Here is a 24419-nt window from a genome sequence, read left to right on the forward strand (position 1 = left end):
CGCTATCACAACATGATCAACGCGATAGCCACACACATCGCTACAGCGCCTCCAGGGCGTCGGCGAGCTTGTCCACGGCGACCACCTCCATGCCCTCGGGGCTGCGCTTGGGGGCGTTGCCCCGCGGCACGATGGCGCGGGTGAAGCCGTGCTTGGCCGCCTCGACGATGCGCTCCTGGCCACTCGGCACCGGGCGGATCTCGCCGGAGAGGCCCACCTCGCCGAACACCACCAGCTCGCGGGGCAGCGGACGGCTCTGCAGGCTGGAGACCACCGCCAGCAGCACCGCCAGGTCGGCGCTGGTCTCCAGCACCTTGACGCCGCCCACCACGTTGAGGAAGACGTCCTGGTCGCCGGTGAAGAGCCCACCGTGGCGGTGCAGCACGGCCAGCAGCATGGCCAGGCGGTTGGCGTCCAGGCCCACCGCCACCCGCCGCGGGTTGCCCAGAGGCGAATCGTCGAGCAGCGCCTGCACCTCCACCAGGATCGGCCGGGTGCCCTCCCACACCACCATCACCAGGCTGCCCGGCGACTGCTCCTCGGTGCGTGACAGGAAGATGGCGCTGGGGTTCTTCACCTCCTTGAGGCCGTGCTCGAGCATGGCGAAGACCCCCAGCTCGTTGACCGCGCCGAAGCGGTTCTTCTGGCCGCGCAGGGTGCGGAAGCGCGAATCGGCGCCGCCTTCCAGCAGCAGCGAGGCGTCGATCATGTGCTCCAGCACCTTGGGTCCGGCGAGGCTGCCATCCTTGGTCACGTGCCCCACCAGCAGCAGCACGGTGTTGCTCTGCTTGGCGAAACGGGTCAGCGCCGCGGCCGATTCTCGCACCTGGGCCACGCCCCCGGGGGCCGAGGCGATATCCTCCAGGTGCATGGTCTGGATGGAGTCGATGACCAGGATCTCCGGGCGCTCACGCTCGGCCACGGCGAGGATCGTCTCCACGCTGGTCTCGGCCAGCATCTTCAGCCCCTGGGTGGGCAGCTGCAGGCGATGGGCACGCATCGCCACCTGGGAGAGCGACTCCTCGCCGGTGACGTAGAGCACGCCCCGGCCCTGGGCCAGCTTGCAGGCAGTCTGCAGCAGCAGGGTCGACTTGCCGGCACCAGGATGGCCACCCAGCAGCACCGCCGAGCCCGGCACCAGGCCACCGCCCAGCACCCGGTCGAACTCGGCGAAGGTGGAGGAGAGCCTGGGCACCTCGCTGAGGTCGACGTTGGCCAGGTCGACCACCTCGCGGCTCAGGGCACCGGCGTAGCCGCCGCGTGCCGCACCCGAGGCCGGCGCCGCGCCCCCGGCGCCCGGTCGCGCCGGGGCGAGGCGCACCTCGCTCAAGGTGTTCCATTCTCGGCAGCTTGTGCACTGCCCCTGCCACTTGCGGTATTCGGCACCACATTCGGTGCAGACGAAGGCGCTCTTTGCCTTGGCCATGGCGTATCTCGTGGTGGATGGATCGTGAAGGGTCGCGAGTTGGGTGGCGCCATGCGGCCAGCCACAACGGCAAGGGGCGGCCCGAAGGCCGCCCCCACCGGATCACCCGGGGTTATCCGCGAGCGATCACTGGCGCTTGAGCTGCAGCATCTCGCCGTTCTGGAAGCGACGACGCTCGGGATCGATCAGTTCCAGGGTCTGGGGGTCGAGGCGCAGGAAGTAATAGATCTGTCCCTCGCCGTCCGGCGTGAGCTCGTAGACGGTGGCGTCGGGCTCGTTGGCGGTACCCTCCAGCACTTCCCAGTTACCGGCGTAGGTCTCGTCCGGGGGGCTCTGCGGATGGCCGCGATAAGCGGCACTGAGCTCGAAGGTGCGCTCTGCGGCAGCGGCCTGCTCATCGCCACGCATCAGCACATCGAGGTCGATACCATCGCAGTTACGGCACGGCAAGGTGCCCTGGTAACGCTCCTCGTCGGGCTCCACAGCGGCACCCGCTGGGCCATCGGTGGGGCCGGCGGCACAGCCGGCCAGCAGCGCAAGCATCGCCGATCCGGCAAGCAAGGTCCTGATTTGCATATGTGTCCTCCTGGGCAGTGGGCGTTGCACCGTTATCTACGGCGGCCTGAGTCACAGCATAACCGCTGATAAGGCCGACGCACAGTTTCGTGGCCCCTCATCCACCGATACCGGCATGCACGTGGGCAAAAACCAGCGCCAGCACCACCGGCATCACCACCAGTGAACCGAGGTTGCCGATCAGCACCAGCGAGGCGACCTTGTGTGGCTCCTGGCGATACTGCTCGGCCACCAGATAGTTGAGTACCGCCGGCGGCAGCGCGGCGAACACCCACAGCGCCGCGGCCTGCAGGCCGGAGAGCCCCAGCAGCCAGACCAGCGGCGCGGCCAGCACCAGGCCGGAGAGCGGGCAGAGCACGGCGCCCAGCAGACCGGTCTTCCAGTCCGAGAAGTCGATGTCGAGCATGCGCACACCCAGGGCGAAGAGCAGCAGCGGAATGCACACCCCGCCCAGCATATGCAACGCCTCCAGCAGCCAGCCAGGCAGCGCCACCCCCAGCAGGTTGACCGCCAGGCCGGCGAAGGTGGCCAGCACGATGGGCAAGCGCAGGATCCGCAGCAACGAGGAGCCGGGGCTCAGCATCCACAGCCCCACCGTGAAGTGCAGCAGCATCTCGACGATGAACAGCACCACCGCGGCGGGCAGCGCCGCCTCGCCGAAGGCCAGCAGCAGCAGCGGGATGCCCATGTTACCGGAATTGTTGAACATCATCGGCGGCAGGAAGGTCTTCACCTCCAGCCCCAACCACTTCACCAATGGCCACAGCACCAGCCCCGAGCCCAGCACCACCACCGTGCCACCCAGCGCCAGCCCCGCATACTCCTCCAGCGGGGCCTGGCCGTCGGCCAGCACGGCAAACACCAGCATGGGCACGAAGAGCTCCATGTTGAGCGTGTTGAGGGTGGCGATATCGGGGTTGCGCAGGCGGCCGTAAAGGGTGCCGCATCCGGCGATCAGGAATACCGGCAGCAGGGTGGCAAGGATCTGGGCGGTCATCGCGAAGTCATTGTGATCGGGGTCAGGGGGCACCAGCCTAGCACGGCTTGCGCGGCTCGGCCGCGCGGGTCACCATGCCTGCTATCCCTCACTGTCCCGAGCGAGAGCCATGAGCAAGTTCTGGAGCCCCGAGGTCCGCGAGCTGACGCCCTATGTTCCCGGCGAGCAGCCCCGCGAGCGCCTGATCAAGCTGAACACCAACGAGAACCCCTACCCCCCGGCCCCGGGAGTCGGCGCCGTGCTGCGCGAATTCCCCAGCGACCACCTGCGCCGCTATCCGGACCCCGAGTCCCGGGCGCTGCGCGAGGCGCTGGCCGCGGAGTTCGGCGTCGAGGTCGGGCAGGTGTTCGTGGGCAATGGCTCCGACGAGGTACTGGCACTGGCCTTCCAGGCCTTCTTCCGCCAGGCAGCGGCGCTGCAGATGCCGGCGATCACCTACAGTTTCTACCCCGTCTACTGCCGGCTCTACGACATCGAGCGCCAGGCCCTGCCGCTGGCCGCCGACTGGTCGGTGGACCTGGCGGCCTTCGACGCCTCGGCGGGCGGGGTGGTGCTCGCCAACCCCAACGCTCCCACCGGCCACGGCCACACGCGCGCGGCGATCACCGCCCTGCTCGAGAGGGTCACCGAGTCGGTGGTGCTGATCGACGAAGCCTACGTGGACTTCGGCGGCGAGAGCGCGGTGCCGCTGGTGGAGCGCTTCCCCAACCTGCTGATCACCGGCACCTTCTCCAAGTCGCGCAGCCTGGCCGGCCTGCGGCTGGGCTATGCGGTGGGCTCCAGGGAGCTGATCGAGGGACTGGAACGGGTCAAGGACTCCTTCAACTCCTACCCGGTGGACAGCCTGGCCAGTGCCGTGGCCATCGCCTCCCTGGCCGACCAGGAGCACTTCGCGGCGTGCCGCGAACGGGTGATCACTACTCGCGAGCAAACCCGCAGCGCCCTGGAGAGACTGGGCTTCGACGTGCTGCCCTCCCAGACCAACTTCCTGCTGGTACGCCACCCCGGGCAGGACGCCGCACAGCTCTTCGTGGGACTGCGCGAGCGGGGGGTGCTGGTGCGCCACTTCAACACCGAGGCGCTGCGCGACCACCTGCGCATCAGCATCGGCACCGATGACGAGATGGAGAACCTCATCGAGACGCTGACGCTGCTCTGCCAGGCGCCGGCCTGAGCCCCAGCCTCCCTCCCTCCAAACACACGAAAGCCCCGCGGCACTTGCGCGCCGCGGGGCTTTCTCTTGGGCTCGGGCCAGGCTCGCCGCGGACTCAGAAGTGCGGCTTGAGCTGCTGTACCAGCGCCTTGTAGAGGCGCGGGCCGGCGGCCATCAGCAGGCCATCCGCATCCACCCTGGGCTGGCCGTCCGGGGTCCCCATCAGCGCGCCGGACTCCTTGAGCAGCAGGCCGCCGACGTGGAGGTCCTGCTCCTCCAGGCCCAGCACGAAGGCGGCATCGGCACGCCCCGAGGCCAGCTCGGCGAGATCGAGCAAGCCGCTACCGCTGGCCCGCTGCCCCCCGATAAGCGGGCCGAGCTGCTGAATCAGGGTCAGGTAGGTGGGCAGGTAGCGATTGCGCAGCGAGCTGTCGGGCAGCCCCATGGCGATGCGCGTACCGGCCACGGCATGATGGCCGGGGACACGGATGCGCTTGCCGTTGTGCTGGGCACCACGGCCACGGCTGGCCAGGTACTCGTCGTCACTGAAGGGACAGATCACCACCGCATGCTCCGCACGGCCCTTGACCAGGCATACCAGTGACAGCGCGAAGCCAGGGGCGGCGACTTCGAGGTTCGAATAGCCGTGGAAGGGCTCAATGCGCCACAGCACATCGCGCCCCTCGCCTTCACCCTCGCGGTGGGGAGTGAAACGGCCGACGACGCCGTGCTGGGGGTAACCGCGGGAGAGCTGACGCACGATGAGTGTCTCGGCGTTGCGCGCGGCGTCTTCCAGCAGGCGGTCGAGGTTGTGCTCTTGGCGGGAGTTCTCGATGCGCTCGCGAATGCGCAGGAACTGCTCGCCGGCGCTGCGCGCGGCGCGCAGCGCGTATTGGACCATCGGATGCATGATCGGGCCTTGGGGAGTCGGTGGTGTTAAAGAACGGGGCGTTCTCTCGAAACGCTGGCGCGAATCCTAACAGAAGCGCTCGGCGCGCGCCATCCACAGCGACGCTCGCATGCTAGACTGCGCCCCTCAACTTCCCGCAGCACCGGACCCTGACCCATGCTCGAGCGCATCCGAATCGTCCTGATCGGCACCAGCCACCCCGGCAATATCGGCGCCACCGCCCGCGCCATGCACAACATGGCCCTGAGCGACCTGACCCTGGTGGCGCCGCGCTGCGAGCCGATCAACGCCGACAGCGTGTCGCGGGCCTCCGGCGCCGACCATCTGGTGCACGGCGCCCGAGTCGTCGACACCCTGGAGGCGGCCGTGGCCGACTGCACCCTGGTGGTGGGCGCCAGCGCCCGCTCACGCACCCTGCCCTGGCCGATGCTCTCACCGCGCGAGCTGGGCGAGCGCCTCCCCCAGGAGCTGGCCGCCCCGGACGCCCGGGTGGCGCTGGTGTTCGGCCGCGAGGACAGCGGCCTGACCAATGCCGAGCTGCAACGCTGCCATGCCCACGTGCACATTCCCACCAACCCGGACTTCAGCTCGCTGAACCTCGCCGCGGCGGTGCAGGTGCTGGCCTACGAGTGCCGCCAGGCCTGGCTGGCGGGCGAGCCGGCCGACCCCGTGGAGGCCGACCAGGCCCTGGCCACCCATGCCGAGCTGGAACACTACTTCGCCCACCTGGAGCGCACTCTCGTCGCCATCGGTTTCCATGACCCGGCCACCCCTCGCCAGCTGATGGCCCGGCTGCGCCGCTTCACCCTGCGCGCCCGCCCCGAGCGCATGGAACTCAATATCCTGCGCGGCATCCTCACGGAGACCGAGAAGCTCGCCCCGCCGCGGGATGAGTGATGGCCAACGCCCGGCGGAAAGGGGCAGGCTCGCCTTGAAGCTCCCCACCGCCGCCCCCACACTGAGATGATCATCCGCGGCGGTTGCCGCCCTGCCCATCCAAGCCCAAGGACCGCTGCATGTTTCAACGCCTGCGTGAGGACATCAACAGCGTTTTCGACCGCGACCCGGCGGCACGCAACTTTCTTGAAGTGCTGACCAACTACCCGGGCCTGCACGCCCTGCTGCTCCACCGCCTGAGCCATCGCCTGTGGCGCGCCAACCTGCGCTGGCTGGCGCGCAGCCTCTCCACCTTCTCGCGTTGGCTGACCGGCATCGAGATCCATCCCGGGGCCACCATCGGCCGGCGTTTCTTCATCGACCACGGCATGGGCGTGGTGATCGGCGAGACCGCCGAGGTGGGTGACGACGTCACCCTCTACCAGGGCGTGACCCTGGGCGGTACCAGCTGGAACAAGGGCAAGCGTCACCCCACCCTGGAGAACGGCGTGATCGTCGGTGCCGGCGCCAAGATCCTCGGCCCCTTCAGCGTGGGCGTCGGCGCCAAGATCGGCTCCAACGCCGTGGTGACCAAGGAGGTGCCCGCCGGCGCCACCGTGGTGGGCATCCCCGGCAAGATCGTCAAGCGCGAGGAGCCGGATGCCGCCGACACCCTGGACGTCGACCCGGGTCGCCGCGAGGCGATTCGCCGCAAGTTCGGCTTCGACGCCTACGGGGTCAGCGAGGACATGCCCGACCCGGTGGCGCGCTCCATCCAGGCGATGCTCGATCATATGCACGCCGTGGATGAGCGCCTCGAGCGCATGTGCCAGACCCTGCGCAAGGTCGACGCCAGCTACCGCGCCGGGGAGATGCCCGAGCTGCGTGACGAGGACTTCGCCGAAGTACTCGATGACGCCTGCAAGATGCCGGAGAAGGCACCGGCACCGGACGACCCAAAAGGTTGACCGCGGCACTCGGTCTTTCCCATAATGCCTCCTCGATCCGTGCGCTCCCAGCGGAGCCAACGATTACCGAACGCCGCCCCGGCGGCGCCGAGGACGCCATGCGCCTGACCACCAAGGGTCGCTACGCCGTCACCGCCATGCTCGACCTGGCGATGAACGCCCGCAGCGGGCCGATCTGCCTGGCCGACATCTCGCGACGTCAGGAAATCTCGCTCTCCTACCTCGAGCAGCTGTTCGCCCGCCTGCGCCGTGCCGGCCTGGTGGAGAGCGTGCGCGGCCCGGGCGGGGGCTACCTGCTGGCCCAGGCGCCCGAGGCCATCTCCGTGGCCCGGGTGATCGACGCCGTGGATGAATCCGTGGATGCCACGCGCTGCGGTGGCCTCTCCGACTGCCAGCAGGGCGACACCTGCCTCACCCACTACCTGTGGTGCGAGCTGTCGGAACATATCCAGGGCTTCCTCGAAGGCGTCACCCTGGGCCAGCTCGCCGAGCGCCAGGAGATCCAGCAGATCGCCGGCCGTCAGCGTCGTCGCCTCGCTGGCGACGGCGGCATCCTCGCCTCGGCGCCCTGACCGCCAGGCCGAACCCGAGACTTCCCGAGGCCATGACCACACCCGTCTATCTAGACTATGCCGCCACCACTCCCGTCGACCCCAGGGTCGCCGAGCTGATGGCGCGCCACCTGACCCTCGACGGCATCTTCGCCAACCCCGCCTCACGCAGCCATATGCTGGGTTGGCAGGCCGAGCAGGCGGTGGAGAACGCCCGCCGCCAGGTCGCCGACCTGATCGGCGCCGACCCACGCGAGATCGTCTGGACCAGCGGCGCCACCGAGGCCAACAACCTGGCCCTGACCGGCTTCCTGCGCGCCAATCGCCACCGCGGCCGCCACCTGGTCACCTCGGTGGTCGAGCACAAGGCGGTGGTCGATACCGCCGGGGCGCTCGAGAACGAAGGCTTCGAGGTCACCTGGCTGACCCCCGACCGCGAGGGCCGCATCACGCCCGAGCAGCTGCGCGAGGCACTGCGCGAGGATACCGTGCTGGTGTCGCTGATGGCGGTGAACAACGAGCTGGGCGCGATCCACGACCTGGCGGGGCTGGCCGAGGCGGCCCACGCCGGCGGCGCCGCCTTCCACGTCGACGCCGCCCAGGCGGTGGGTCGACTCGACCTCGACGTGAACCGGCTGGGGATCGACCTGATGTCGCTCTCCGGCCACAAGGCCTACGGTCCCAAGGGGGTCGGTGCGCTCTACGTCAGGCGCCACCCCGATATCCGCCTCGAGGCGCTGATCCACGGCGGCGGCCACGAGCGCGGCATGCGCTCCGGCACCCTGCCCACCCACCAGATCGTGGGCATGGGCGAGGCCTTCGCCCTGGCCGGCGCCGAGGGAGCCGCCGACCAGGCACGCATCGCGACGCTGCGCGACCGCCTGCTCGACGGCCTGGCCGACCTCGACGGCATCCATCGCAATACCGCGCTGGAGGTGGCCGTCCCCAACATCCTCAACCTGGCCTTCGCGGGCGTGGAGGGCGAGTCGCTGCTGATGGCGCTGCGCGATATCGCCCTCTCCACCGGCTCGGCCTGCAACTCGGCCAGCGTCGAGCCATCCTATGTATTGAAGGGCATCGGCCTGCCCCGGGCGCTGGCACTGGCCTCGCTGCGGTTCAGCTTCGGACGCTTCACCACCGAGGCCGACATCGACCGGGCCATCGACGCCCTGCGCCACGCCCTGAGCGGCCTGCGCCGCCAGGCCCACTGACGCGTTGCAACAGACGCACCCCCTGCAACAGCCAGCTACCCACAGGAGAGAGACCATGGCGCATCTCACCATTACCGACGCCGCCGCCGAGCAGATCCGCCGGGTACTCGACGAGCGCGGCCAGGGCCTTGGCCTGCGCGTCTCGGTCAAGCCCAGCGGCTGCTCCGGCTACAGCTACGTGCTCGACTTCGCCGACGAGGCGGCCAACGACGACACCTGCTTTGAGGAGCGCGGGGTCAAGGTCTTCGTCGCGCCCGACGCCCTGGAGATGCTCGACGGCAGCGAGGTCGACTACGTCAACGAGGGACTCAACCGCTACTTCCGCTTCAACAACCCCAACGTCAAGGATGAGTGCGGCTGCGGTGAGAGCTTCACCGTCTAGGCCTGCCGCGGAAACGGCCTCGGCCGACGGCGACCGTCCATACACGGCGACGATTGTTCAACGCCGCCCCGGGACGCTATAATCCCCGCCCAGTCGGCGTACCGCCGAACCATCGGACGCCGAGCCGCATTACCCGATTCGCCGCGTCGCCCCGGCTTCCCGCAAGCTCGAGGGCGGCGCGGCGCACTCCTTCAACACCCCATCATCCCTTACTGGAGACACGCCCATGGCTACCCAGCGCACCCTGTCCATCATCAAGCCCGATGCCGTCGCCAAGAACGCCATCGGCGAGATCATCTCCCGCTTCGAGAAGGCCGGCCTCCAGGTCGTCGCCGCCAAGATGCTCAAGCTGGACGACGACAAGGCCGGCGGCTTCTACGCCGAGCACAAGGAACGCCCCTTCTTCAAGGACCTGGTCGGCTTCATGACCTCCGGCCCGGTGGTCGTGCAGGTGCTCGAGGGCGAGGACGCCATCGCCAAGAACCGTGAGCTGATGGGCGCCACCAACCCCAAGGAAGCCGCGCCGGGCACCATCCGCGCCGACTTCGCCGAGACCATCGACGCCAATGCCGTGCACGGCTCCGACTCCGCCGAGTCCGCCGCGCGCGAGATCGCCTACTTCTTCGAGAGCAGCGAGCTTTGCCCACGCTGATTTCGGCCCGCGCTGATTTCGGCCCGCGCTGATTTCGGCCCGCGCTGATCGAGGCTCCTGGCGGGGCCCTGTCCCCGCCTCCCCTCCTCCCTTCCCCGACCCGCTGACCGCCATGACCGCTGACACCGCACCCCAGAAGACCAACCTGCTCGGCATGTCTCGCCAGGAGATGGAAGCCTTCTTCCTCTCCATCGGCGAGAAGAAATTCCGTGCCGCCCAGGTGATGAAGTGGATTCACCACGAGGGCTGTGACGACTTCGCGGCCATGACCAACCTCGCCAAGGCGCTGCGCGCCAGGCTCGCCGAAGTGGCCGAGATTCGCGGCCCCAGCGTGGTCTATGAGGGCTCGTCGAGCGACGGCACCCGCAAGTGGGTGCTCGAGGTGGAAGACGGCAGCTACGTGGAGACGGTGCTGATCCCCGCCGACAACGGCAAGCGGCGCACCCTGTGCGTCTCTTCCCAGGTGGGCTGCTCGCTGGACTGCAGCTTCTGCTCCACCGGCAAGCAGGGCTTCCAGCGCAATCTCACCGCCGCCGAGATCATCGGCCAGGTGTGGGTCGCCCAGCGCAGCGTGGGGCCACGCCGCGACACCGCCAACCGCCCGGTCACCAACGTGGTGATGATGGGCATGGGCGAGCCGCTGCTGAACTACGACAACGTCGTGCCGGCCATGAAGCTGATGCTCGACGACGACGGTTACGGCCTCTCCAAGCGCCGCGTCACGCTCTCCACCTCCGGCGTGGTACCGATGCTCGACAAGCTCGGCGACGAGCTCGACGTGAGCCTGGCCATCTCGCTGCATGCCGCCAACGACGAGCTGCGCAACGAGCTGGTGCCGCTCAACCGCAAGTACAACATCCGCTGCCTGCTGGATGCCTGCCAGCGCTATCTGGCCAAGTGCGACGACACCCGCATGGTCACCATCGAATACACGGTGATCAAGGGCGTCAACGACCAGCAGGAGCACGCCCGTCAACTCGCCGAGCTGCTGCGCGAGCTGCCGTGCAAGATCAACCTGATCCCCTTCAACCCCTTCCCCCACTCGGGCTACGAGACCCCGTCACGCAACCAGGTGGTGCGCTTCCAGCAGTGGCTCTATGAGCTGGGCTACACCGCGCCGATCCGCTCTCCCCGGGGCGATGATATCGACGCCGCCTGTGGCCAGCTGGTCGGCCGGGTGAAGGACCGTACCCGCCGGCACGAGCGCTATATCAAGTCGATCCAGATCGATGCCGACTGAAGGGAGCCCACCTTGACTTCAACCGGGCACAACGCTTTGATGGGCAAGCCCTGCCTCCCCTCGGCTTCCGTCAGCCCGCGGCACGCCGCAGGGAGCCCGTCGACCCTCGGGAGGAGTTCATGACACGCCGCTCACGTCTGCCCGCAAGCTCGCTGCTGCCCATGGCCGCCCTGCTGGGCAGCATGTGGCTGGCCGGCTGTGCCACCCAGCCCCAGGACATCGCCGGCGGCGGCAACGAGGCCGGCCCGGCCGACGCCTACACCCAGCTCGGCGTTGCCTACCTGGAGCGCAACAACCTGCGCCGCGCCATGGGCGCCCTGGACCGGGCCCTGGAGATCGCCCCCGACGACCCCGAGGCGCTGCAGGCCATGGCCATGGTCTACCAGCGCCAGGGGGAGGATAGCCTGGCCGACGAGACCTTCCGCCGGGCACTGGCGGCGGACGCCGACTTCACCCGAGCGCGCAACAACTATGCGGCCTTTCTCTACGCCCGGGGTCGCGTGCGCGAGGCCTGCGAGCAGCTCGAACGGGCCTCGACGGATGCCCAGTACCCCAATCGTGCCCAGCTGTTCGCCAACCTCGGCCAGTGCCATCGCGAGCTGGGGGAGGTGCAGGAGGCACGCCGCAATCTGCAGCGCGCCCAGGAGATCGATCCGCGTGCGCCGCGCAGCTACTTCACCCTGGCCGAGCTGGAGTACGCCGACAACAACCTGGCCCAGGCGCGAGCACAGGTCGAGGCCTTCATGCGCCTGGCCGGGCCCCAGCCGGAGGCCCTGAGGCTGGCCGGCGACATCGCCAGGGCCCAGGGCGACAGCGCCACTGCCGCCTTCTACACCCAACAGCTGGAGGGGCGTGGCACCACGCCCTGACCCGAGAACACCACCGAAGGATGCGCCGCCATGAGCGACACCCACGAACCGGACCTGCACGCCGATGCCATGGCCTCGCCCGGCGAGCAGCTGAGGCTTGAACGCGAGAATCAGGGCCTCTCCGTCTCCGAGGTGGCCGGCGCGCTCAACCTGAGGCCGGCGGTGGTCCGCGGCCTGGAGGAGGACAGCTACGAGGAGGTGCCGATCGCCACCTACCGGCGTGGCTACCTGCGCGCCTATGCGCACCTGCTGGGCATCGACGACACCCCGGTGTTGGCGGCCTATCGCGCCCGCTTCGGCAGCCAGGATGCCGCCCAGCGCAAGGTCACGCCGGTCCAGATCAGCAAACCACCCTCGAGCCTGGGCGCCTGGCTGTTCCGCCTGGTGTCGCTGCTGGTGCTGGCCGGCCTGATCGGCCTGACCCTGATGTGGTGGCAGAGCCGCGGCGGCGGCGAGCCACCGAGCATCGGCGAGAGCGACCCGGTCTCCGTCGACCATCTCGATGGCTCCGCCAGCGTGACCGAGCCCGCCCCCGCCACCGTCAGTGACGAGCCGGAGAGCCTGCCACCGCTGCCCGAGGAGGTGACCGAGCCGGCGGTCGCCGAGGCCGCAGAGGAAGGCAGCGATGCGCTCGACGCCGACCTCGCCGAGGATAATCCCGCGGAGGGCGTTACCGCCGGGCAGAGTGGCGAGGCCACCGACGCCGAGCAGCAGGCCCGCAACGAGGCTCCCGCGGCCACCGAGCCGGCCGCGGCGCAGGATGCCGCCGGCCGCCTGGCATTTACCTTCAATGAACAGTCATGGACCGAGGTCTTCGACGCCAGCAACCAGCGTGTCTTCGTCGGCCTGCAGGAACCCGGCACCACGGCCAGCGTCGAAGGTGAGCCGCCCTTCCGCCTGACCGTGGGCAACGCCACCGGCGTCGAGCTGCTCTGGCAAGGCGAGCCCGTGGACCTCCCGGCGCGCGCCGGGGCCAACAACGTCGCCCGCTTCACCCTGGGAGAATGATTCCGCCATCATGCACGCACAATCCCCCATCGTTCGTCGCAAGTCGCGCCAGATCCACGTCGGCAGGGTAGCCGTCGGGGGCGACGCCCCCATCTCGGTGCAGAGCATGACCAACACCGACACCCTGGACGTGGCCGCCACCGTGGCGCAGATCCGCCAGCTCGAGGCCGCCGGCGCCGATATCGTTCGTGTCTCTGTCCCCGACATGGAGGCCGCCGAGGCCTTCGGCCGCATCAAGCGCCAGGTCGAGGTGCCGCTGGTCGCCGATATCCACTTCGACTACAAGATCGCCCTGCGCGTCGCCGAGCTCGGCGTCGACTGCCTGCGCATCAACCCCGGCAATATCGGCAAGGAAGAGCGCGTGCGCGCGGTGGTCTCCGCCGCCCGTGACAACGGCATCCCGATCCGCATCGGCGTCAACGCCGGCTCGCTGGAGAAGGACCTGCAGAAGAAGTACGGCGAGCCCACCCCGGCGGCCCTGGTGGAGTCGGCCATGCGCCATATCGACCACCTCGACCGCCTCGACTTCCCCGACTTCAAGGTCAGCGTCAAGGCCTCCGACGTGTTCATGGCGGTGGCCGCCTATCGCGACCTGGCCACGCGCATCGAGCAGCCGCTGCACCTCGGCATCACCGAGGCGGGCGGGCTGCGCTCGGGCACCGTCAAGTCCTCGATTGGCCTGGGCATGCTGCTGATGGACGGCATCGGCGACACCATCCGCGTATCGCTGGCCGCCGACCCCGTCGAGGAGATCAAGGTCGGCTTCGACATGCTCAAGAGCCTGCGCCTGCGCGCCAAGGGCATCAACTTCATCGCCTGCCCCAGCTGCTCGCGCCAGAATTTCGATGTCATCGGCACCATGAATGTCCTGGAGGAGCGCCTCGAGGACATCATGACGCCACTCGATGTCTCGGTGATCGGCTGCGTGGTCAACGGACCCGGCGAAGCCAAGGAGACCGATATCGGCCTCACCGGCGGCTCCCCGGCCAACCTCGTCTACATCGATGGCAAGCCGGCCTCCAAGCTACGCAACGACCACCTGGTCGACGACCTCGAGCGGTTGATCCGCGACAAGGTGCGTGAGAAGGAGCAGGCCGAACAGGACGTGATCGCCCGCGACGCCTGAGTCGCCGGTACCCATCAAGGAGCCACCGTTGAGCAAGCCCCAAGCAAGTCAGAAAGCACCCGGCAAGAAGATCCAGGCCATCCGCGGCATGAACGACCTGCTGCCGGAGCAGTCGCCCCTGTGGCAGTACTTCGAGGGCAAGGTCCGCAGCCTGATGGCCCGCTACGGCTACGCCGAGATCCGCACCCCCATCGTCGAGCAGACCGCACTGTTCGCCCGCTCCATCGGCGAGGTCACCGATATCGTCGAGAAGGAGATGTATACCTTCGAGGACCGCAACGGGGACAGCCTGACCCTGCGCCCCGAGGGTACGGCGAGCTGCGTACGCGCCGCCATGGAGCACGGCCTGCTGCACAACCAGACCCAGCGCCTCTGGTACCAGGGCCCGATGTTCCGCCACGAGCGTCCCCAGAAGGGCCGCTACCGCCAGTTCCACCAGGTGGGCGTTGAGAGCTTCGGCCTCGAGGGGCCGGATATCGACGCCGAGGTGATCCTGCTCTCGGCCCGCCTGTGGCGCGAACTGGGGCTGATGGAGCACGTCACCCTGGAGCTCAACTCCCTGGGCTCATCCGCGGCGCGGGCCGCCTATCGCGACACCCTGGTGGCCTACTTCGAGCAGCATCACGAGTTGCTGGATGAAGACTCCCGGCGCCGCCTCACCAGCAACCCGCTGCGCATCCTCGACTCCAAGAACCCCGAGATGGCCGAGATGCTGGCCGGCGCACCGCGCCTGCTCGACCACCTGGACGATGACTCCCGGGAGCACTTCGAGGCACTCTGCGCGCTGCTCGATGCCGCCGGCATCGACTACGTGATCAACCCCCGCCTGGTGCGCGGCCTGGACTACTACGGCCGCACCGTCTTCGAATGGACCACCACGGCGCTGGGCAGCCAGGGCACGGTGTGTGCCGGCGGCCGCTACGACGGCCTGGTGGAGCAACTGGGCGGCAAGCCGACCCCGGCGGTGGGCTTCGCCATGGGCATCGAGCGCCTGGTGCTGCTGCTCGAGACCCTGGAGCTGATCCCCGATACGGCCCGCGGCGAGCTCGACCTCTATGTACTGCCCATGGACGACGCTTCCGCCGGCACTGCCCTGCAGCTGGTCGAGTGGCTGCGCGGCGAGTTGCCCGAGCTGCGCGCCCAGCTGCACTGTGGCGGCGGCAGCTTCAAGAGCCGCATCAAGAAGGCCGACCGCAGCGGCGCCCGCCTGGCCCTGCTGCTGGGCGAGGACGAGCTCGCGCGCGGCACCGCAACCCTGAAGTTCCTGCGTGAAGAGCGTGACCAGCGCAGCCTGGCTCGGGACGCACTGGTCGACGAGCTGCACGAACTGCTGGCCTGAAGGCCCACACGAGACACACAAGGAGACCGCCCGTGGCGGAGCTGAGAACCGAGGAAGAACAGGTCGAGGCGCTCAAGCGCTGGTGGAAGGAGAACGGCCTCTCGCTGATCGCCGGCGTGGTCATCGCCGGAGCCGGCGTCCTGGGCTGGAACGCCTGGCAGAGCTACCAGGAGAACCAGGCCACCGCCGCCTCGATGCGCTACCAGCAGCTGATCAACCTGACCGCCGGCAACGCCCTCGATGAGGCGCAGCTGCCCGAGGCCCGTGCCCTGGTGGACGAAATCGTCGACGCGCACGGCAAGACCCTATACGCCGACCTGGCACGCCTGGTGGATGCCCGCCTGGCGGTCGCCCAGGGCGACCTCGCCGGGGCGCGAGAGCGCCTGCAGTCCCTGGCTGACGCCGGTGCGGACGACTATGTCGCCGGCCTGGCGCGGCTGCGCCTGGCCCGCCTGCTGGTCGCCGACGGCGACGCCGAGGCGGCACTGACCGCCCTGGAGAGCGGCGTCCCCGAGGCACTGGCCGCCCAGCGCGCCGAGGTGCGCGGTGATGCCTATCACGCCCTCGAGCGGCGCGAAGAGGCCGCCACGGCCTGGCGTGAGGCGCTGGCTCTGGCCGAGGCCAACGACCAGCCGCTGTATGGCGTTCAGCTCAAGCTCGACAGCTCGGGCCTTGAAAGCTCGGAGCTCGAAAATTCAGGCATTGCCAACCGGGGACTGGACTCATGAAACCGACCCTCCTGATCGCCGCCCTGGCGGGCCTGACCCTGATCGCAGGCTGCGCCGGAAACAAGGTGGAGCCCCAGTATCCGCCCACCGAGCTCGCTGACTTCGCGGCGAGCGCCGAACTCGCCAGCGCCTGGCGCGAGGGTGCCGGCGACGGCCTGGGACGCGCCGTCTATCCCATCGCCCCGACCCGCGACGGCGGAGCCCTGTTCGCCGCCGACCACCGCGGCGAGCTGTTCGCCTTCGACGCGGACGATGGCGACACCCGCTGGGAGGTGGACCTCGCGGTGCCGGTCTCCAGCGCCCTCACCGCGGTGGCCGGGGACATCTACCTCGGCACCCGTAACGGCGAGGTGCTGGCGGTGAGCCAGCGCGATGGCAGCGTGCGCTGGCGTGCCCGGGTGCCCAGCGAGGTGCTGGCCGCCCCCCAGCCCAACCAGCAGCTGCTGATCGTGCAGAGCGTCGACGGCACCATCTCCGCCCTGGACCGCGCCAGCGGCGCTGAGCGCTGGAGCTATCAGGCCAGCCTCCCCTCGCTGACCCTGCGCGGCACCGGCACCCCCATGACCATCGACCCGGTGACCTTCGCCGGCTTCGCCAACGGCCGCCTGGTAGCCCTGGACAATCGCAGCGGCCAGCCGCTGTGGGAGCGACGCATCGCCGTGGCCCAGGGGCGCAGCGATATCGAGCGCCTGGTGGACCTCGCCGGCCAGCCGCTACTGACCCCCGACGGTCGCCTCTTCGTGACCAGCTACAACGGCCGCCTGGTGGCCCTGGAAGCGCTCCGCGGCGAGCCCCTGTGGGCCCGCGAACTCTCCAGCTACCACACGCCCCTGATGGTGGGTGACGCCCTGTTCGTGGTCGAGGAGTCGGGGCGCATCCTGGCCCTGGCCGCCGACAGCGGCGACGAGGTATGGCGCAACAGCGACCTGGAAGGCCGCCGGCCTACCTCGCCGGCCTTCGCCGACGGCAAGCTGGTGTTCGGCGACTTCGAGGGCTACCTGCACCTGATCGACGCGCGCAGCGGCGAGATGGTCGGTCGCGAGCACATCGACGGCTCCGGGATCGGCGTGCGCCCGGTCACCGATGGCAACCGCATTCATGTGCTGGCCAATGACGGCACCCTCGAGACCCTGGATATCCGATGACACCCGTGATCGCCCTGGTCGGCCGCCCCAATGTGGGCAAGTCGACCCTGTTCAACCGCCTGACTCGCACCCGCGATGCCCTGGTGGCCGACTTCCCGGGCCTGACCCGTGACCGCAAGTACGGCAACGGCATGCTCGGCGGCAAGGCCTACACGGTGATCGACACCGGCGGCATCAGCGGTGACGAGGCGGGCATCGATGCCGCCATGGCCGAACAGTCGCTGGCCGCCATCGACGAGGCCGACATCGTGCTGTTCCTGGTCGACGCCCGGGCCGGCCTCAACGTCGCCGACGAGGCCATCGCCAACCACCTGCGGGTCAACCAGAAGAAGACCTGGCTCGTCGTCAACAAGACCGATGGGCTCGATGAGGACAGCGCCACCGCCGAATTCTGGGAGCTGGGGCTGGGCGCACCACACCCCATCGCCGCCGCCCATGGCCGCAACGTCACCACGCTGATCGACGAGGTGCTCGCCCCCTTCCCGGAGCGCGACGAGAGCATCCCGGCGGACACCGGCACCAAGGGCATCCGCATCGGCGTCATCGGCCGCCCCAACGTCGGCAAGTCGACCCTGGTCAACCGCCTGCTCGGCGAGGAGCGCGTGGTGGTCTTCGACGAGGCGGGCACCACCCGTGACGCCATCGAGATTCCCTTCGAGCGCCGCGGCAAGCCCTACGTACTGGTGGATACCGCCGGGGTACGGCGCCGCAAGAGCGTGCGAGAGTCTTACGAGAAGTTCTCGATCATCAAGACCCTGGAGGCGATCAAGGAGTGCCATGTCGCCATCATGGTGCTGGATGCCCGCACTGGGCTGGTGGAGCAGGACCTGCATCTGCTCGACTACGTGCTGACCACCGGCCGCGCCCTGGTGCTGGCGGTGAACAAGTGGGATGGCCTGGAGAGCGAGGCCAAGGAGAAGATGCGCGCCGAGATCAAGCGCCGCCTGGGCTTCGCCGACTACGCCGACCTGCACTTCATCTCGGCGCTGCATGGCACCGGGGTGGGCGACCTCTACCCCTCGCTGGAGCGCGCCTTCGCCTCGGCCAACGCCCATTGGTCCACCAACCGCCTGACCAGCATCCTCCAGGACGCGGTGGAATCGCACCAGCCGCCCCTGGTGCGCGGACGCCGCATCAAGCTGCGCATGGCCCACCAGGGCGGCAGCAACCCGCCGATCATCGTGGTCCACGGCAACCAGACCGCCGCGCTGCCCGAGGCCTATCACCGCTACCTGACCAACACCTTCCGCAAGGTGCTCAAGGTACGCGGCACGCCGATACGCTTCGAGTTCCGCTCCGGCAAGAACCCCTTCGACCCCATGGCCGACGCCAGCGACCGCGAGAAGGCCAAGAAGCGCGAGCTCTCGCGCACCAAGGAGGCGCGCAAGAGCCGCCGCTGATCCTACTGCACCCGGCACGGCCGACAGCGCCCGACCCGCCTCGGTATCCCCGGGGCGGCGTCGTTTCGGCTCTCCTAGCGCCCGTGCAGGCGCCGGCGGCCCACCCACTGGGTGGCGAACTGCCAGGCGCCACGGCCGCTGCGGCCACCGCGCAGGGTGGCGAAGCGGATCGCCGCGGCGCGGGCCTCGGCGCTCCAGTCCTCGCGGCGCCCCAGCTGGGTGACCCAGTGGCAGCAGGCCTCCAGGTAGACGTCCTGGCTGAAGGGGTGGAAGCCCAGCCACAGCCCGAAGCGGTCGGAGAGCGAGATCTTCTCCTCCACGGCATCGCCGTGGTGGAGCTCATCGCCCACCAGCCGCGAGCCCTCGTTGTCGCTCATCGACTCCGGCAGCAGGTGGCGGCGGTTGGAGGTGGCATAGAGCAGCACGTTGGGCGGCGGGCCGGTCAGGGCGCCGTCGAGCACGCTCTTCAGCGCCTTGTAGGCGTCGTCGTGGCCCTCGAAGGAGAGGTCGTCGCAGTAGACCACGAAGCGCTGGTCGTGGTGGCGCAGCTGCTCCACCAGCACCGGCAGGCCCGAGAGGTCGTGGCGATCCACCTGCACCAGGCGCAGGCCCTCGCCGGCCAGGCTGTTGAGCAGGGCGCGGATCAGCGACGACTTGCCGCTGCCCCGGGAGCCCCACAGCAGGGCGTGATTGGCGGGCAGCCCCTGCAGGAAGGCCCGGGTGTTGTCGACCAGCGCCAGCTTCTGGCGCTCGATGCCCAGCAGGTCGTCAAGGCTCAAGGCATCCCGCGGTGGCACCGGCAGCAGACGGCCGCCCAGGGCGTGGCGCTGCCACAGGGCGGCAATATCCCGCGACCAGTCCACCTCCACCGGGGCCGGCGGTAGCCAGTGTTCGACGCTATCCAGCAGGTGCAGCAGGCGACGCGTCAGCTCGGCGTCCATGTTCATCTCCTTCTCCATGTCGATGGCGGCGCACTCACCGCATGGGGCGCCGGGGACAGGTCGTAGAGGGGGTCCTATGCCAGGGATGGCATCGGTAGCAATGGGATGGAGTCCTCCCCACCCTATATCGGCGTCGTTGCGCCACACTGGTGGGCGAGAACACCAACCAGCCTGAGGGTGAGGAGAACTCGTCATGAACATTACCCGTGTCGGCGTCGATATCGCAAAGTCTGTTTTTCATGTCCACGGCGTCGATCGCCATGATCAGGTGCAGTGGCAAGGTAAGTACACCCGCGAAAAATGGTTCATCGCATTTTGCCGGGAAACGCGGCACGGATCTTCAGGAAGAAGTACGCCGTGTCGCGGTACCCGTAGGCCATCCGCTTGATGACCTTGATTCGGTTGTTCATACCTTCCAGCACGCTGGTGTTTAGCCGGTGGCGAGCACTGGATACGATGCCATCCAAGTAGGGCTCCAGCTTCTTGGTGAAGCGCACCAAGGCGTCGATACCGCTGCTCAACGCCATACCGGCCCACTCTTGCCAACCGCTGCGTGCCGTCGCCTCGTCCTCGGCAAACCACAGTGTCTTGAGCTGGTCTTTGAGCAGATACACCTTGGTCAGTGAGGCATTGGCGGCCAGCAGTTCCTCCAGCTTCACCGCTTGCTCAGGCTTGAGGTTGTCTTGATTGCGCAGCAGCAGCCAGCGGCTGCCCTTGATCACCTTGCGGGCCGCCTTGTCGTCGCGCAGCTGATTGGCCTGATCGACGCGCACCCGGTCCATCACTTCACGCCCGTACTTGGCCACGACATGGAAGCGGTCGTAGACCACCTCGGCGTTAGGGCACTGGTCCTTCACTTCGAGATCGAAAGACGCGTTCATGTCCATGGCGACGGCCTCGATCTGCTGTCGCGCATCACCCAACCATTCGAAGAACGGGCGGATCGCCTCCCGGGAGCGACCTTCGCCGATCCACACCACCTGCTGGGTGTCGGCACACGCAATCACCGTGGCGTAGCGGTGCCCCTTGTGGAGGGCGAACTCGTCCATCATCAGGCGACGCAGCCGCGTCGGGTCCGGCGCCGGCAGGTCACGCTGTAGGCGCTGCTTATCGATGGCCTTGACGGTATGCCAGTGCAGGCCGACCAAGTCGGCGACATGCCGGATCGGCAGCAACTCGACCAGACGCTCCACCCACTGGCGCAGCGTGGTGGTCACCGGTGAACGACCCGGCAACCAGTCAATGCGCTCGCGTGTCGGGCCGCAGACGGGGCAGCGCAGGCGACGTACCGGCACCTCCAGCTCCACCCGGTAGATCAGCAACGGCGCCTCTCGGACGCGACGGTGATGCACGTCATGGACGAGAAAGCAGGCATGGTCACAGCCGCTGCAGACTGGCGGGATCAGGTCATCAGGCGCCAACTGGAGCCGTAGTGTTTGCTCATCCAGGAATTCGTGATGGGCGACGGTGAAACCTTTCCAGAACAGGCAGAGCGGGGTAGCATCCATGGCAACGGCGGTATCCGTAGGCTGGGGTTTGTGGTGAACATCAGTTTACTCGGATTTACCGCCGTTTCTCTATCCCGCCTCTGCCTAAGGTTGCTTCGCTTTCACGCCAGTCTGCGAAGAACCCGAAAAATGGCTGAATGCGGTCAGCAAGCGGGTGCCGGCGGGAGCCGAGATCGGCATGGAAGCCTGTGCCTCGTCTCACTTCTGGGCGCGGGCCCTGCAGGCGCGGGGCTATCGCGTCAAGTTGATCGCCGCACAGTTCGTGACGCCCTACGTGAAGAGCAACAAGAATGACCGGGTCGACGCCGAAGCGATCTGTGAAGCCATGGGGCGGCCCAGTATGCGCTTCGTGGCCGTCAAGAGCGTCGCTCAGCAGGATACCCAGGCGGCACACCGCATTCGTGAAGAGCTGGTACGGCAGCGCACGGCCAAGGCCAACCAGATACGCGGGCTGGTGGGGGAGTATGGCCTGGTCGCTCCGGTGGGTATCGGTCAGTTGCGTGCCGCCCTGCCTCGCTGGCTGGAAGCGGCAGACAACGGGCTGACGGATGCCTTTCGTGTCCTGCTTGCCGGCCTTGCCGAGGATCTGCGCCACCTGGATGAGCGCATCGCGACGGTCACGGCAAGCCTCGAGCGACAGGCCAAGACCGACCCCGTGGCCAAGCGGCTGATGACGCTGCAGGGTATCGGTCCACTGACCGCCACCGCGCTGGCCGGCGCCCTCGGCGATGGCAAGAGCTTTCGGCGCGGGCGAGATTTTGCCGCCTCGCTCGGCTTGACGCCGCGACAGCACAGCACCGGGGGGCGAGACCGCCTGCTGGGCATCAGCAAACGCGGCGACAGTTACCTGCGCAAGCTACTGGTGCATGGCGCGCGCTCGGTGCTCCGGCATGTGGGCACCAAGGACGACGGCCTGAGCCAGTGGGTCAGGCACCTGGCCGAGCACAAGCATGCCAATGTGGCGGTCGTCGCACTGGCCAACAAGACGGCACGGATCGCCTGGGCGGTAACCCGCCATGAGACGGCCTATGATGCGTCGCTGGCGTCGCGGCTGTCGGCATGAAAAACGATTGGATTTAGCACGTTAGTGTAATATTGAGCATCGTCCACCACGATTGCTGAGCATGCTGCAGGATGGCGAACAGGTCGAACCGACGTCAGACAACCCCTTCTGGACGCTGAGCCTTTTGAGCTCGAGGTAGCGATTGGGAGCTGACGTGCGGATAGCCCATCAAGGTCCGATGCTCATCAGAGCATCATTAACGAGACCGGATATACGTGTGCAGTCGTACCTACCGACCATCGTGCCTCGTGCTTGCAAACGGGGAGGACTCCATATACGCCCAGGGAGGGGTTCACAGCGCCCCCTCGAAGGCCTGTCGCCGGGTAAGCCTCATGCCATCGGGCACACCGTGTCAGTGGTTGACCTCACAGGCGTTCCGAGTATCTTGTGGCGAACCCGGACGCCCGTCCAGCGTCTTACGTTGGCTGGATGCCACACCCCACCAAGGAGTCCCACTATGCGCTGGATCACACCTTTCGCCATCGGCGCCCTCAGCCTCGCCCTGGCCGCCTGTACCACCTCGCCCACCGGCCGCCAGCAGCTGACCCTGGTGTCGGACGCACAGCTCGACCAGATGGGCGCCCAGGCCTTCGAGCAGTATCAGCAGGAGCGCCCCACCGTGGGCGGCGCTACCCACCGCTATGTGCAGTGTGTGGCCAGTACGCTGGTAAACGCCCTGCCGCCTCAACAGCGCCAGTCCCAGAACTGGCAGATCCGCGTCTTCAAGGCGGAAGACGCCAACGCCTTCGCCCTGCCCGGGGGCTACATGGGGGTCAACACCGGCCTGCTGAAGGTGGCCAGGAACCAGGATCAGCTGGCCGCAGTGATCGGCCACGAGATCACTCACGTGCTGGCCCGCCACGCCAACGAACGGGTCTCCACCCAGACCGCCACCCAGTTGGGCCTGTCGGTGCTCTCCTCGGCCGCAGGCCTGGAGGGGGCAGGTGGCCAGCAGATCATGGGGGCCCTGGGCATGGGGGCCCAGTACGGCATCCTGATGCCCTTCTCGCGGCGCCACGAGAGCGAGGCGGACGAGCTGGGCCTCTACCTGATGGCCGATGCCGGCTTCGACCCCCGGGCCAGCCTGGCACTGTGGGAGAACATGAGTGCTCAGGGCGGGGCCCGGCCGCCGGTCTGGCTCTCCAGCCACCCCAGCCACGGCCAGCGCACTCAGGACCTGCAGGCGCGCATGCACGAGGCCCAGGGACGCTACGAGCGCGCCCGTCAGGCCGGACGCATCCCCAACTGCCCGAGGCCCTGAAATGCTGAGACTCGGGCTGCTGTTGCTGATCGTCCCCATGCTGGCACTGATGGGCGTCTACTTCTGGGAGTACTCGAGCGTGCGTGAATGCACGCTCGCGGGGGGCCACTGGGACTATCTGGAGGGGCTGTGCCGCGACACGCCCCAGCCCTTCGTCTCCTGGCTGCAGCGTTATCCCTGGCTGGTCAACGGCGGCATGCTGCTGTCGCTGGTCGGTCTTGTGCTGTGCATGGTGGGGCTCTATACCAAGCGGCGCTGAAGGGCGCCTGGCGGTCTATAGCGCCTGGCGGAGTCGCTCCAGCACCGGCGCGGTGGCGGGGCGCACGCCGTGCCACTGGAAGAAGGACTCCGCGGCCTGCTCCACCAGCATGCCGAGTCCATCCACGGTGCGGGCACCGTGGGCCTCGGCCCAGCGCAGGAAGACGGTGGGCTCGGCGCCATACATCATGTCGTGGGCAGTGGCCCCCGGGGCGAAGAGGTCGTCGGGCAGCGGCGGCAGGTCCCCGGCGAGGCTCGCGCTGGTGCCGTTGATCACCAGGTCGAAGGGTCCGCTCACGGCGTCGAAGCCGCCGCCTTCGATCTCGCCCAGGTCGGCAAAATCGGCAGCCAGGGCGCAGGCCTTGACCGCCGTGCGGTTGGCCACGCACAGGCTCTTCGGCCCCGCCGCCAGCAGCGGCTCCAGAATGCCACGCACCGCACCGCCGGCGCCGAGCACCAGGATGCGCGCGCCGGCCAATGCCACGCCATGGCGCTGGAGGTCGCGCACCAGGCCGATGCCATCGGTGGTGTCGCCGTATGTCAGGCCGTTGTCGCCCAGGGCCAAGGTATTGACCGCCCCGGCCCGCCGGGCACGCTGGCTCAAAGTGTCGCAAAGGCGGAAGGCCTCCTCCTTGAAGGGCACGGTGACGTTGGCGCCGCGTCCTCCCTCCGCAGTGAAGCGCCGCCAGGCCCCGGCGAAGCCATCCAGCGGCGCCTCGATGGCGGTGTACTCGATCGCCTCCCCAGTCTGCTCGGCGAAGGCGGCATGAATGGCCGGCGACTTCGAATGGGCCACCGGGTGGCCGAAGACACAATAGCGGTCGGTCATGG

The 24419-nt window shown here is 68.4% G+C and carries 25 protein-coding genes; 18 read left to right on the forward strand and 7 right to left on the reverse strand.

Annotated elements, in window-relative coordinates; genetic code table 11:
• Positions 1-40 precede the first annotated feature (40 nt).
• The 3 genes from radA to NFH66_RS16365 all read right to left on the reverse strand — a co-directional run bounded on the left by radA (position 41) and on the right by NFH66_RS16365 (position 2999).
• Positions 41-1426, reverse strand: a complete 1386-nt coding sequence (radA, locus tag NFH66_RS16355) for a DNA repair protein RadA (protein ID WP_349611299.1) — start codon at positions 1424-1426, stop codon at positions 41-43.
• Positions 1427-1552: 126 nt separating this feature from the next.
• Positions 1553-2002: a copper resistance protein NlpE N-terminal domain-containing protein gene (locus NFH66_RS16360; RefSeq protein WP_349611301.1), complete on the reverse strand. Its 450-nt coding sequence runs from the start codon at positions 2000-2002 to the stop codon at positions 1553-1555.
• A 97-nt stretch (positions 2003-2099) separates the two neighbouring features.
• On the reverse strand, positions 2100-2999 hold the full coding sequence (locus tag NFH66_RS16365; RefSeq protein ID WP_349611302.1) for an AEC family transporter: 900 nt from the start codon (positions 2997-2999) through the stop codon (positions 2100-2102).
• A gap of 109 nt (positions 3000-3108) precedes the next feature.
• Between NFH66_RS16365 and hisC the strand changes: the two genes are divergently transcribed.
• A complete protein-coding gene (gene hisC, locus NFH66_RS16370) occupies positions 3109-4173 on the forward strand; it encodes a histidinol-phosphate transaminase (RefSeq protein ID WP_349611303.1) in 1065 nt (354 codons plus the stop codon).
• Positions 4174-4267: 94 nt separating this feature from the next.
• On the opposite strand, the gene NFH66_RS16375 is transcribed toward hisC, so the two are convergent.
• Entirely contained in the window at positions 4268-5062 is a 795-nt protein-coding gene (locus tag NFH66_RS16375; RefSeq protein ID WP_349611304.1) for an inositol monophosphatase family protein, read from the reverse strand.
• Positions 5063-5218: 156 nt separating this feature from the next.
• Between NFH66_RS16375 and trmJ the strand changes: the two genes are divergently transcribed.
• The 14 genes from trmJ (at position 5219) to der (ending at position 18557) form a co-directional block, all read left to right on the forward strand.
• Entirely contained in the window at positions 5219-5959 is a 741-nt protein-coding gene (gene trmJ, locus NFH66_RS16380; RefSeq protein WP_349611305.1) for a tRNA (cytosine(32)/uridine(32)-2'-O)-methyltransferase TrmJ, read from the forward strand.
• Between the two features lie 119 nt (positions 5960-6078).
• Entirely contained in the window at positions 6079-6906 is an 828-nt protein-coding gene (gene cysE / locus NFH66_RS16385) for a serine O-acetyltransferase (RefSeq protein ID WP_349611306.1), read from the forward strand.
• Positions 6907-7004: 98 nt separating this feature from the next.
• On the forward strand, positions 7005-7478 hold the full coding sequence (iscR, locus tag NFH66_RS16390; RefSeq protein ID WP_349611307.1) for a Fe-S cluster assembly transcriptional regulator IscR: 474 nt from the start codon (positions 7005-7007) through the stop codon (positions 7476-7478).
• Between the two features lie 32 nt (positions 7479-7510).
• On the forward strand, positions 7511-8668 hold the full coding sequence (locus NFH66_RS16395; protein WP_349611308.1) for an IscS subfamily cysteine desulfurase: 1158 nt from the start codon (positions 7511-7513) through the stop codon (positions 8666-8668).
• Positions 8669-8723: 55 nt separating this feature from the next.
• Positions 8724-9050 carry a HesB/IscA family protein gene (locus NFH66_RS16400; RefSeq protein WP_349611309.1) on the forward strand — a complete coding sequence of 109 codons (327 nt, stop codon included), beginning with the start codon at positions 8724-8726 and terminating at the stop codon, positions 9048-9050.
• A 226-nt stretch (positions 9051-9276) separates the two neighbouring features.
• Positions 9277-9702 (forward strand): nucleoside-diphosphate kinase, encoded by a 426-nt coding sequence (gene ndk, locus NFH66_RS16405; protein WP_349611310.1) that lies wholly within the window; start codon positions 9277-9279, stop codon positions 9700-9702.
• A 112-nt stretch (positions 9703-9814) separates the two neighbouring features.
• Positions 9815-10942 (forward strand): dual-specificity RNA methyltransferase RlmN, encoded by a 1128-nt coding sequence (gene rlmN, locus NFH66_RS16410; protein WP_349611311.1) that lies wholly within the window; start codon positions 9815-9817, stop codon positions 10940-10942.
• A 119-nt stretch (positions 10943-11061) separates the two neighbouring features.
• A complete protein-coding gene (gene pilW / locus NFH66_RS16415; RefSeq protein WP_349611312.1) occupies positions 11062-11811 on the forward strand; it encodes a type IV pilus biogenesis/stability protein PilW in 750 nt (249 codons plus the stop codon).
• A 30-nt stretch (positions 11812-11841) separates the two neighbouring features.
• Complete coding sequence (locus NFH66_RS16420; protein WP_349611314.1) at positions 11842-12819, forward strand: RodZ domain-containing protein; 978 nt, start codon at positions 11842-11844, stop codon at positions 12817-12819.
• A gap of 10 nt (positions 12820-12829) precedes the next feature.
• The gene (gene ispG / locus NFH66_RS16425; protein WP_349611315.1) at positions 12830-13945 is read left to right on the forward strand and encodes a flavodoxin-dependent (E)-4-hydroxy-3-methylbut-2-enyl-diphosphate synthase; all 1116 of its coding nucleotides are present in this window, start codon (positions 12830-12832) and stop codon (positions 13943-13945) included.
• 88 nt (positions 13946-14033) lie between these two features.
• The gene (gene hisS / locus NFH66_RS16430) at positions 14034-15284 is read left to right on the forward strand and encodes a histidine--tRNA ligase (protein WP_502878681.1); all 1251 of its coding nucleotides are present in this window, start codon (positions 14034-14036) and stop codon (positions 15282-15284) included.
• A gap of 32 nt (positions 15285-15316) precedes the next feature.
• On the forward strand, positions 15317-16012 hold the full coding sequence (locus tag NFH66_RS16435; RefSeq protein ID WP_349611317.1) for a YfgM family protein: 696 nt from the start codon (positions 15317-15319) through the stop codon (positions 16010-16012).
• The gene (bamB, locus tag NFH66_RS16440) at positions 16009-17157 is read left to right on the forward strand and encodes an outer membrane protein assembly factor BamB (RefSeq protein WP_349611318.1); all 1149 of its coding nucleotides are present in this window, start codon (positions 16009-16011) and stop codon (positions 17155-17157) included. The genes NFH66_RS16435 and bamB overlap by 4 nt, the downstream gene beginning before the upstream one ends.
• Entirely contained in the window at positions 17154-18557 is a 1404-nt protein-coding gene (gene der / locus NFH66_RS16445) for a ribosome biogenesis GTPase Der (protein WP_349611320.1), read from the forward strand. Before bamB ends, der begins: the two co-directional genes overlap by 4 nt.
• A gap of 74 nt (positions 18558-18631) precedes the next feature.
• Here der and NFH66_RS16450 read toward each other — a convergent pair whose 3' ends face one another.
• Positions 18632-19498, reverse strand: a complete 867-nt coding sequence (locus NFH66_RS16450) for an ATP-binding protein (RefSeq protein WP_349611321.1) — start codon at positions 19496-19498, stop codon at positions 18632-18634.
• Positions 19499-19803: 305 nt separating this feature from the next.
• On the reverse strand, positions 19804-21006 hold the full coding sequence (locus NFH66_RS16455) for an ISL3 family transposase (protein ID WP_349607353.1): 1203 nt from the start codon (positions 21004-21006) through the stop codon (positions 19804-19806).
• 133 nt (positions 21007-21139) lie between these two features.
• Between NFH66_RS16455 and NFH66_RS16460 the strand changes: the two genes are divergently transcribed.
• The 3 genes from NFH66_RS16460 (at position 21140) to NFH66_RS16470 (ending at position 23589) form a co-directional block, all read left to right on the forward strand.
• On the forward strand, positions 21140-22069 hold the full coding sequence (locus NFH66_RS16460; protein WP_349611763.1) for an IS110 family RNA-guided transposase: 930 nt from the start codon (positions 21140-21142) through the stop codon (positions 22067-22069).
• 457 nt (positions 22070-22526) lie between these two features.
• Entirely contained in the window at positions 22527-23330 is an 804-nt protein-coding gene (locus NFH66_RS16465; protein WP_349611322.1) for a M48 family metallopeptidase, read from the forward strand.
• Position 23331: 1 nt separating this feature from the next.
• Complete coding sequence (locus tag NFH66_RS16470; protein WP_349611323.1) at positions 23332-23589, forward strand: hypothetical protein; 258 nt, start codon at positions 23332-23334, stop codon at positions 23587-23589.
• A 15-nt stretch (positions 23590-23604) separates the two neighbouring features.
• Here NFH66_RS16470 and aroE read toward each other — a convergent pair whose 3' ends face one another.
• Positions 23605-24417, reverse strand: a complete 813-nt coding sequence (aroE, locus tag NFH66_RS16475; protein WP_349611325.1) for a shikimate dehydrogenase — start codon at positions 24415-24417, stop codon at positions 23605-23607.
• Between the last annotated feature and the right edge of the window lie 2 nt (positions 24418-24419).

This window comes from Halomonas sp. H10-9-1 (genome assembly GCF_040147005.1).
GTDB lineage: Bacteria > Pseudomonadota > Gammaproteobacteria > Pseudomonadales > Halomonadaceae > Halomonas.

What these genes read in the sequence shown, in the direction of transcription:
- radA (WP_349611299.1), bottom strand. Translation starts at nt 1,426, where the DNA reads ATGGCCAAGGCAAAGAGCGCCTTCGTCTGCACCGAATGTGGTGCCGAA.
- NFH66_RS16360 (WP_349611301.1), bottom strand. Translation starts at nt 2,002, where the DNA reads ATGCAAATCAGGACCTTGCTTGCCGGATCGGCGATGCTTGCGCTGCTG.
- NFH66_RS16365 (WP_349611302.1), bottom strand. Translation starts at nt 2,999, where the DNA reads ATGACCGCCCAGATCCTTGCCACCCTGCTGCCGGTATTCCTGATCGCC.
- hisC (WP_349611303.1), top strand. Translation starts at nt 3,109, where the DNA reads ATGAGCAAGTTCTGGAGCCCCGAGGTCCGCGAGCTGACGCCCTATGTT.
- NFH66_RS16375 (WP_349611304.1), bottom strand. Translation starts at nt 5,062, where the DNA reads ATGCATCCGATGGTCCAATACGCGCTGCGCGCCGCGCGCAGCGCCGGC.
- trmJ (WP_349611305.1), top strand. Translation starts at nt 5,219, where the DNA reads ATGCTCGAGCGCATCCGAATCGTCCTGATCGGCACCAGCCACCCCGGC.
- cysE (WP_349611306.1), top strand. Translation starts at nt 6,079, where the DNA reads ATGTTTCAACGCCTGCGTGAGGACATCAACAGCGTTTTCGACCGCGAC.
- iscR (WP_349611307.1), top strand. Translation starts at nt 7,005, where the DNA reads ATGCGCCTGACCACCAAGGGTCGCTACGCCGTCACCGCCATGCTCGAC.
- NFH66_RS16395 (WP_349611308.1), top strand. Translation starts at nt 7,511, where the DNA reads ATGACCACACCCGTCTATCTAGACTATGCCGCCACCACTCCCGTCGAC.
- NFH66_RS16400 (WP_349611309.1), top strand. Translation starts at nt 8,724, where the DNA reads ATGGCGCATCTCACCATTACCGACGCCGCCGCCGAGCAGATCCGCCGG.
- ndk (WP_349611310.1), top strand. Translation starts at nt 9,277, where the DNA reads ATGGCTACCCAGCGCACCCTGTCCATCATCAAGCCCGATGCCGTCGCC.
- rlmN (WP_349611311.1), top strand. Translation starts at nt 9,815, where the DNA reads ATGACCGCTGACACCGCACCCCAGAAGACCAACCTGCTCGGCATGTCT.
- pilW (WP_349611312.1), top strand. Translation starts at nt 11,062, where the DNA reads ATGACACGCCGCTCACGTCTGCCCGCAAGCTCGCTGCTGCCCATGGCC.
- NFH66_RS16420 (WP_349611314.1), top strand. Translation starts at nt 11,842, where the DNA reads ATGAGCGACACCCACGAACCGGACCTGCACGCCGATGCCATGGCCTCG.
- ispG (WP_349611315.1), top strand. Translation starts at nt 12,830, where the DNA reads ATGCACGCACAATCCCCCATCGTTCGTCGCAAGTCGCGCCAGATCCAC.
- hisS (WP_502878681.1), top strand. Translation starts at nt 14,034, where the DNA reads ATGAACGACCTGCTGCCGGAGCAGTCGCCCCTGTGGCAGTACTTCGAG.
- bamB (WP_349611318.1), top strand. Translation starts at nt 16,009, where the DNA reads ATGAAACCGACCCTCCTGATCGCCGCCCTGGCGGGCCTGACCCTGATC.
- der (WP_349611320.1), top strand. Translation starts at nt 17,154, where the DNA reads ATGACACCCGTGATCGCCCTGGTCGGCCGCCCCAATGTGGGCAAGTCG.
- NFH66_RS16450 (WP_349611321.1), bottom strand. Translation starts at nt 19,498, where the DNA reads ATGGACGCCGAGCTGACGCGTCGCCTGCTGCACCTGCTGGATAGCGTC.
- NFH66_RS16455 (WP_349607353.1), bottom strand. Translation starts at nt 21,006, where the DNA reads ATGGATGCTACCCCGCTCTGCCTGTTCTGGAAAGGTTTCACCGTCGCC.
- NFH66_RS16465 (WP_349611322.1), top strand. Translation starts at nt 22,527, where the DNA reads ATGCGCTGGATCACACCTTTCGCCATCGGCGCCCTCAGCCTCGCCCTG.
- NFH66_RS16470 (WP_349611323.1), top strand. Translation starts at nt 23,332, where the DNA reads ATGCTGAGACTCGGGCTGCTGTTGCTGATCGTCCCCATGCTGGCACTG.
- aroE (WP_349611325.1), bottom strand. Translation starts at nt 24,417, where the DNA reads ATGACCGACCGCTATTGTGTCTTCGGCCACCCGGTGGCCCATTCGAAG.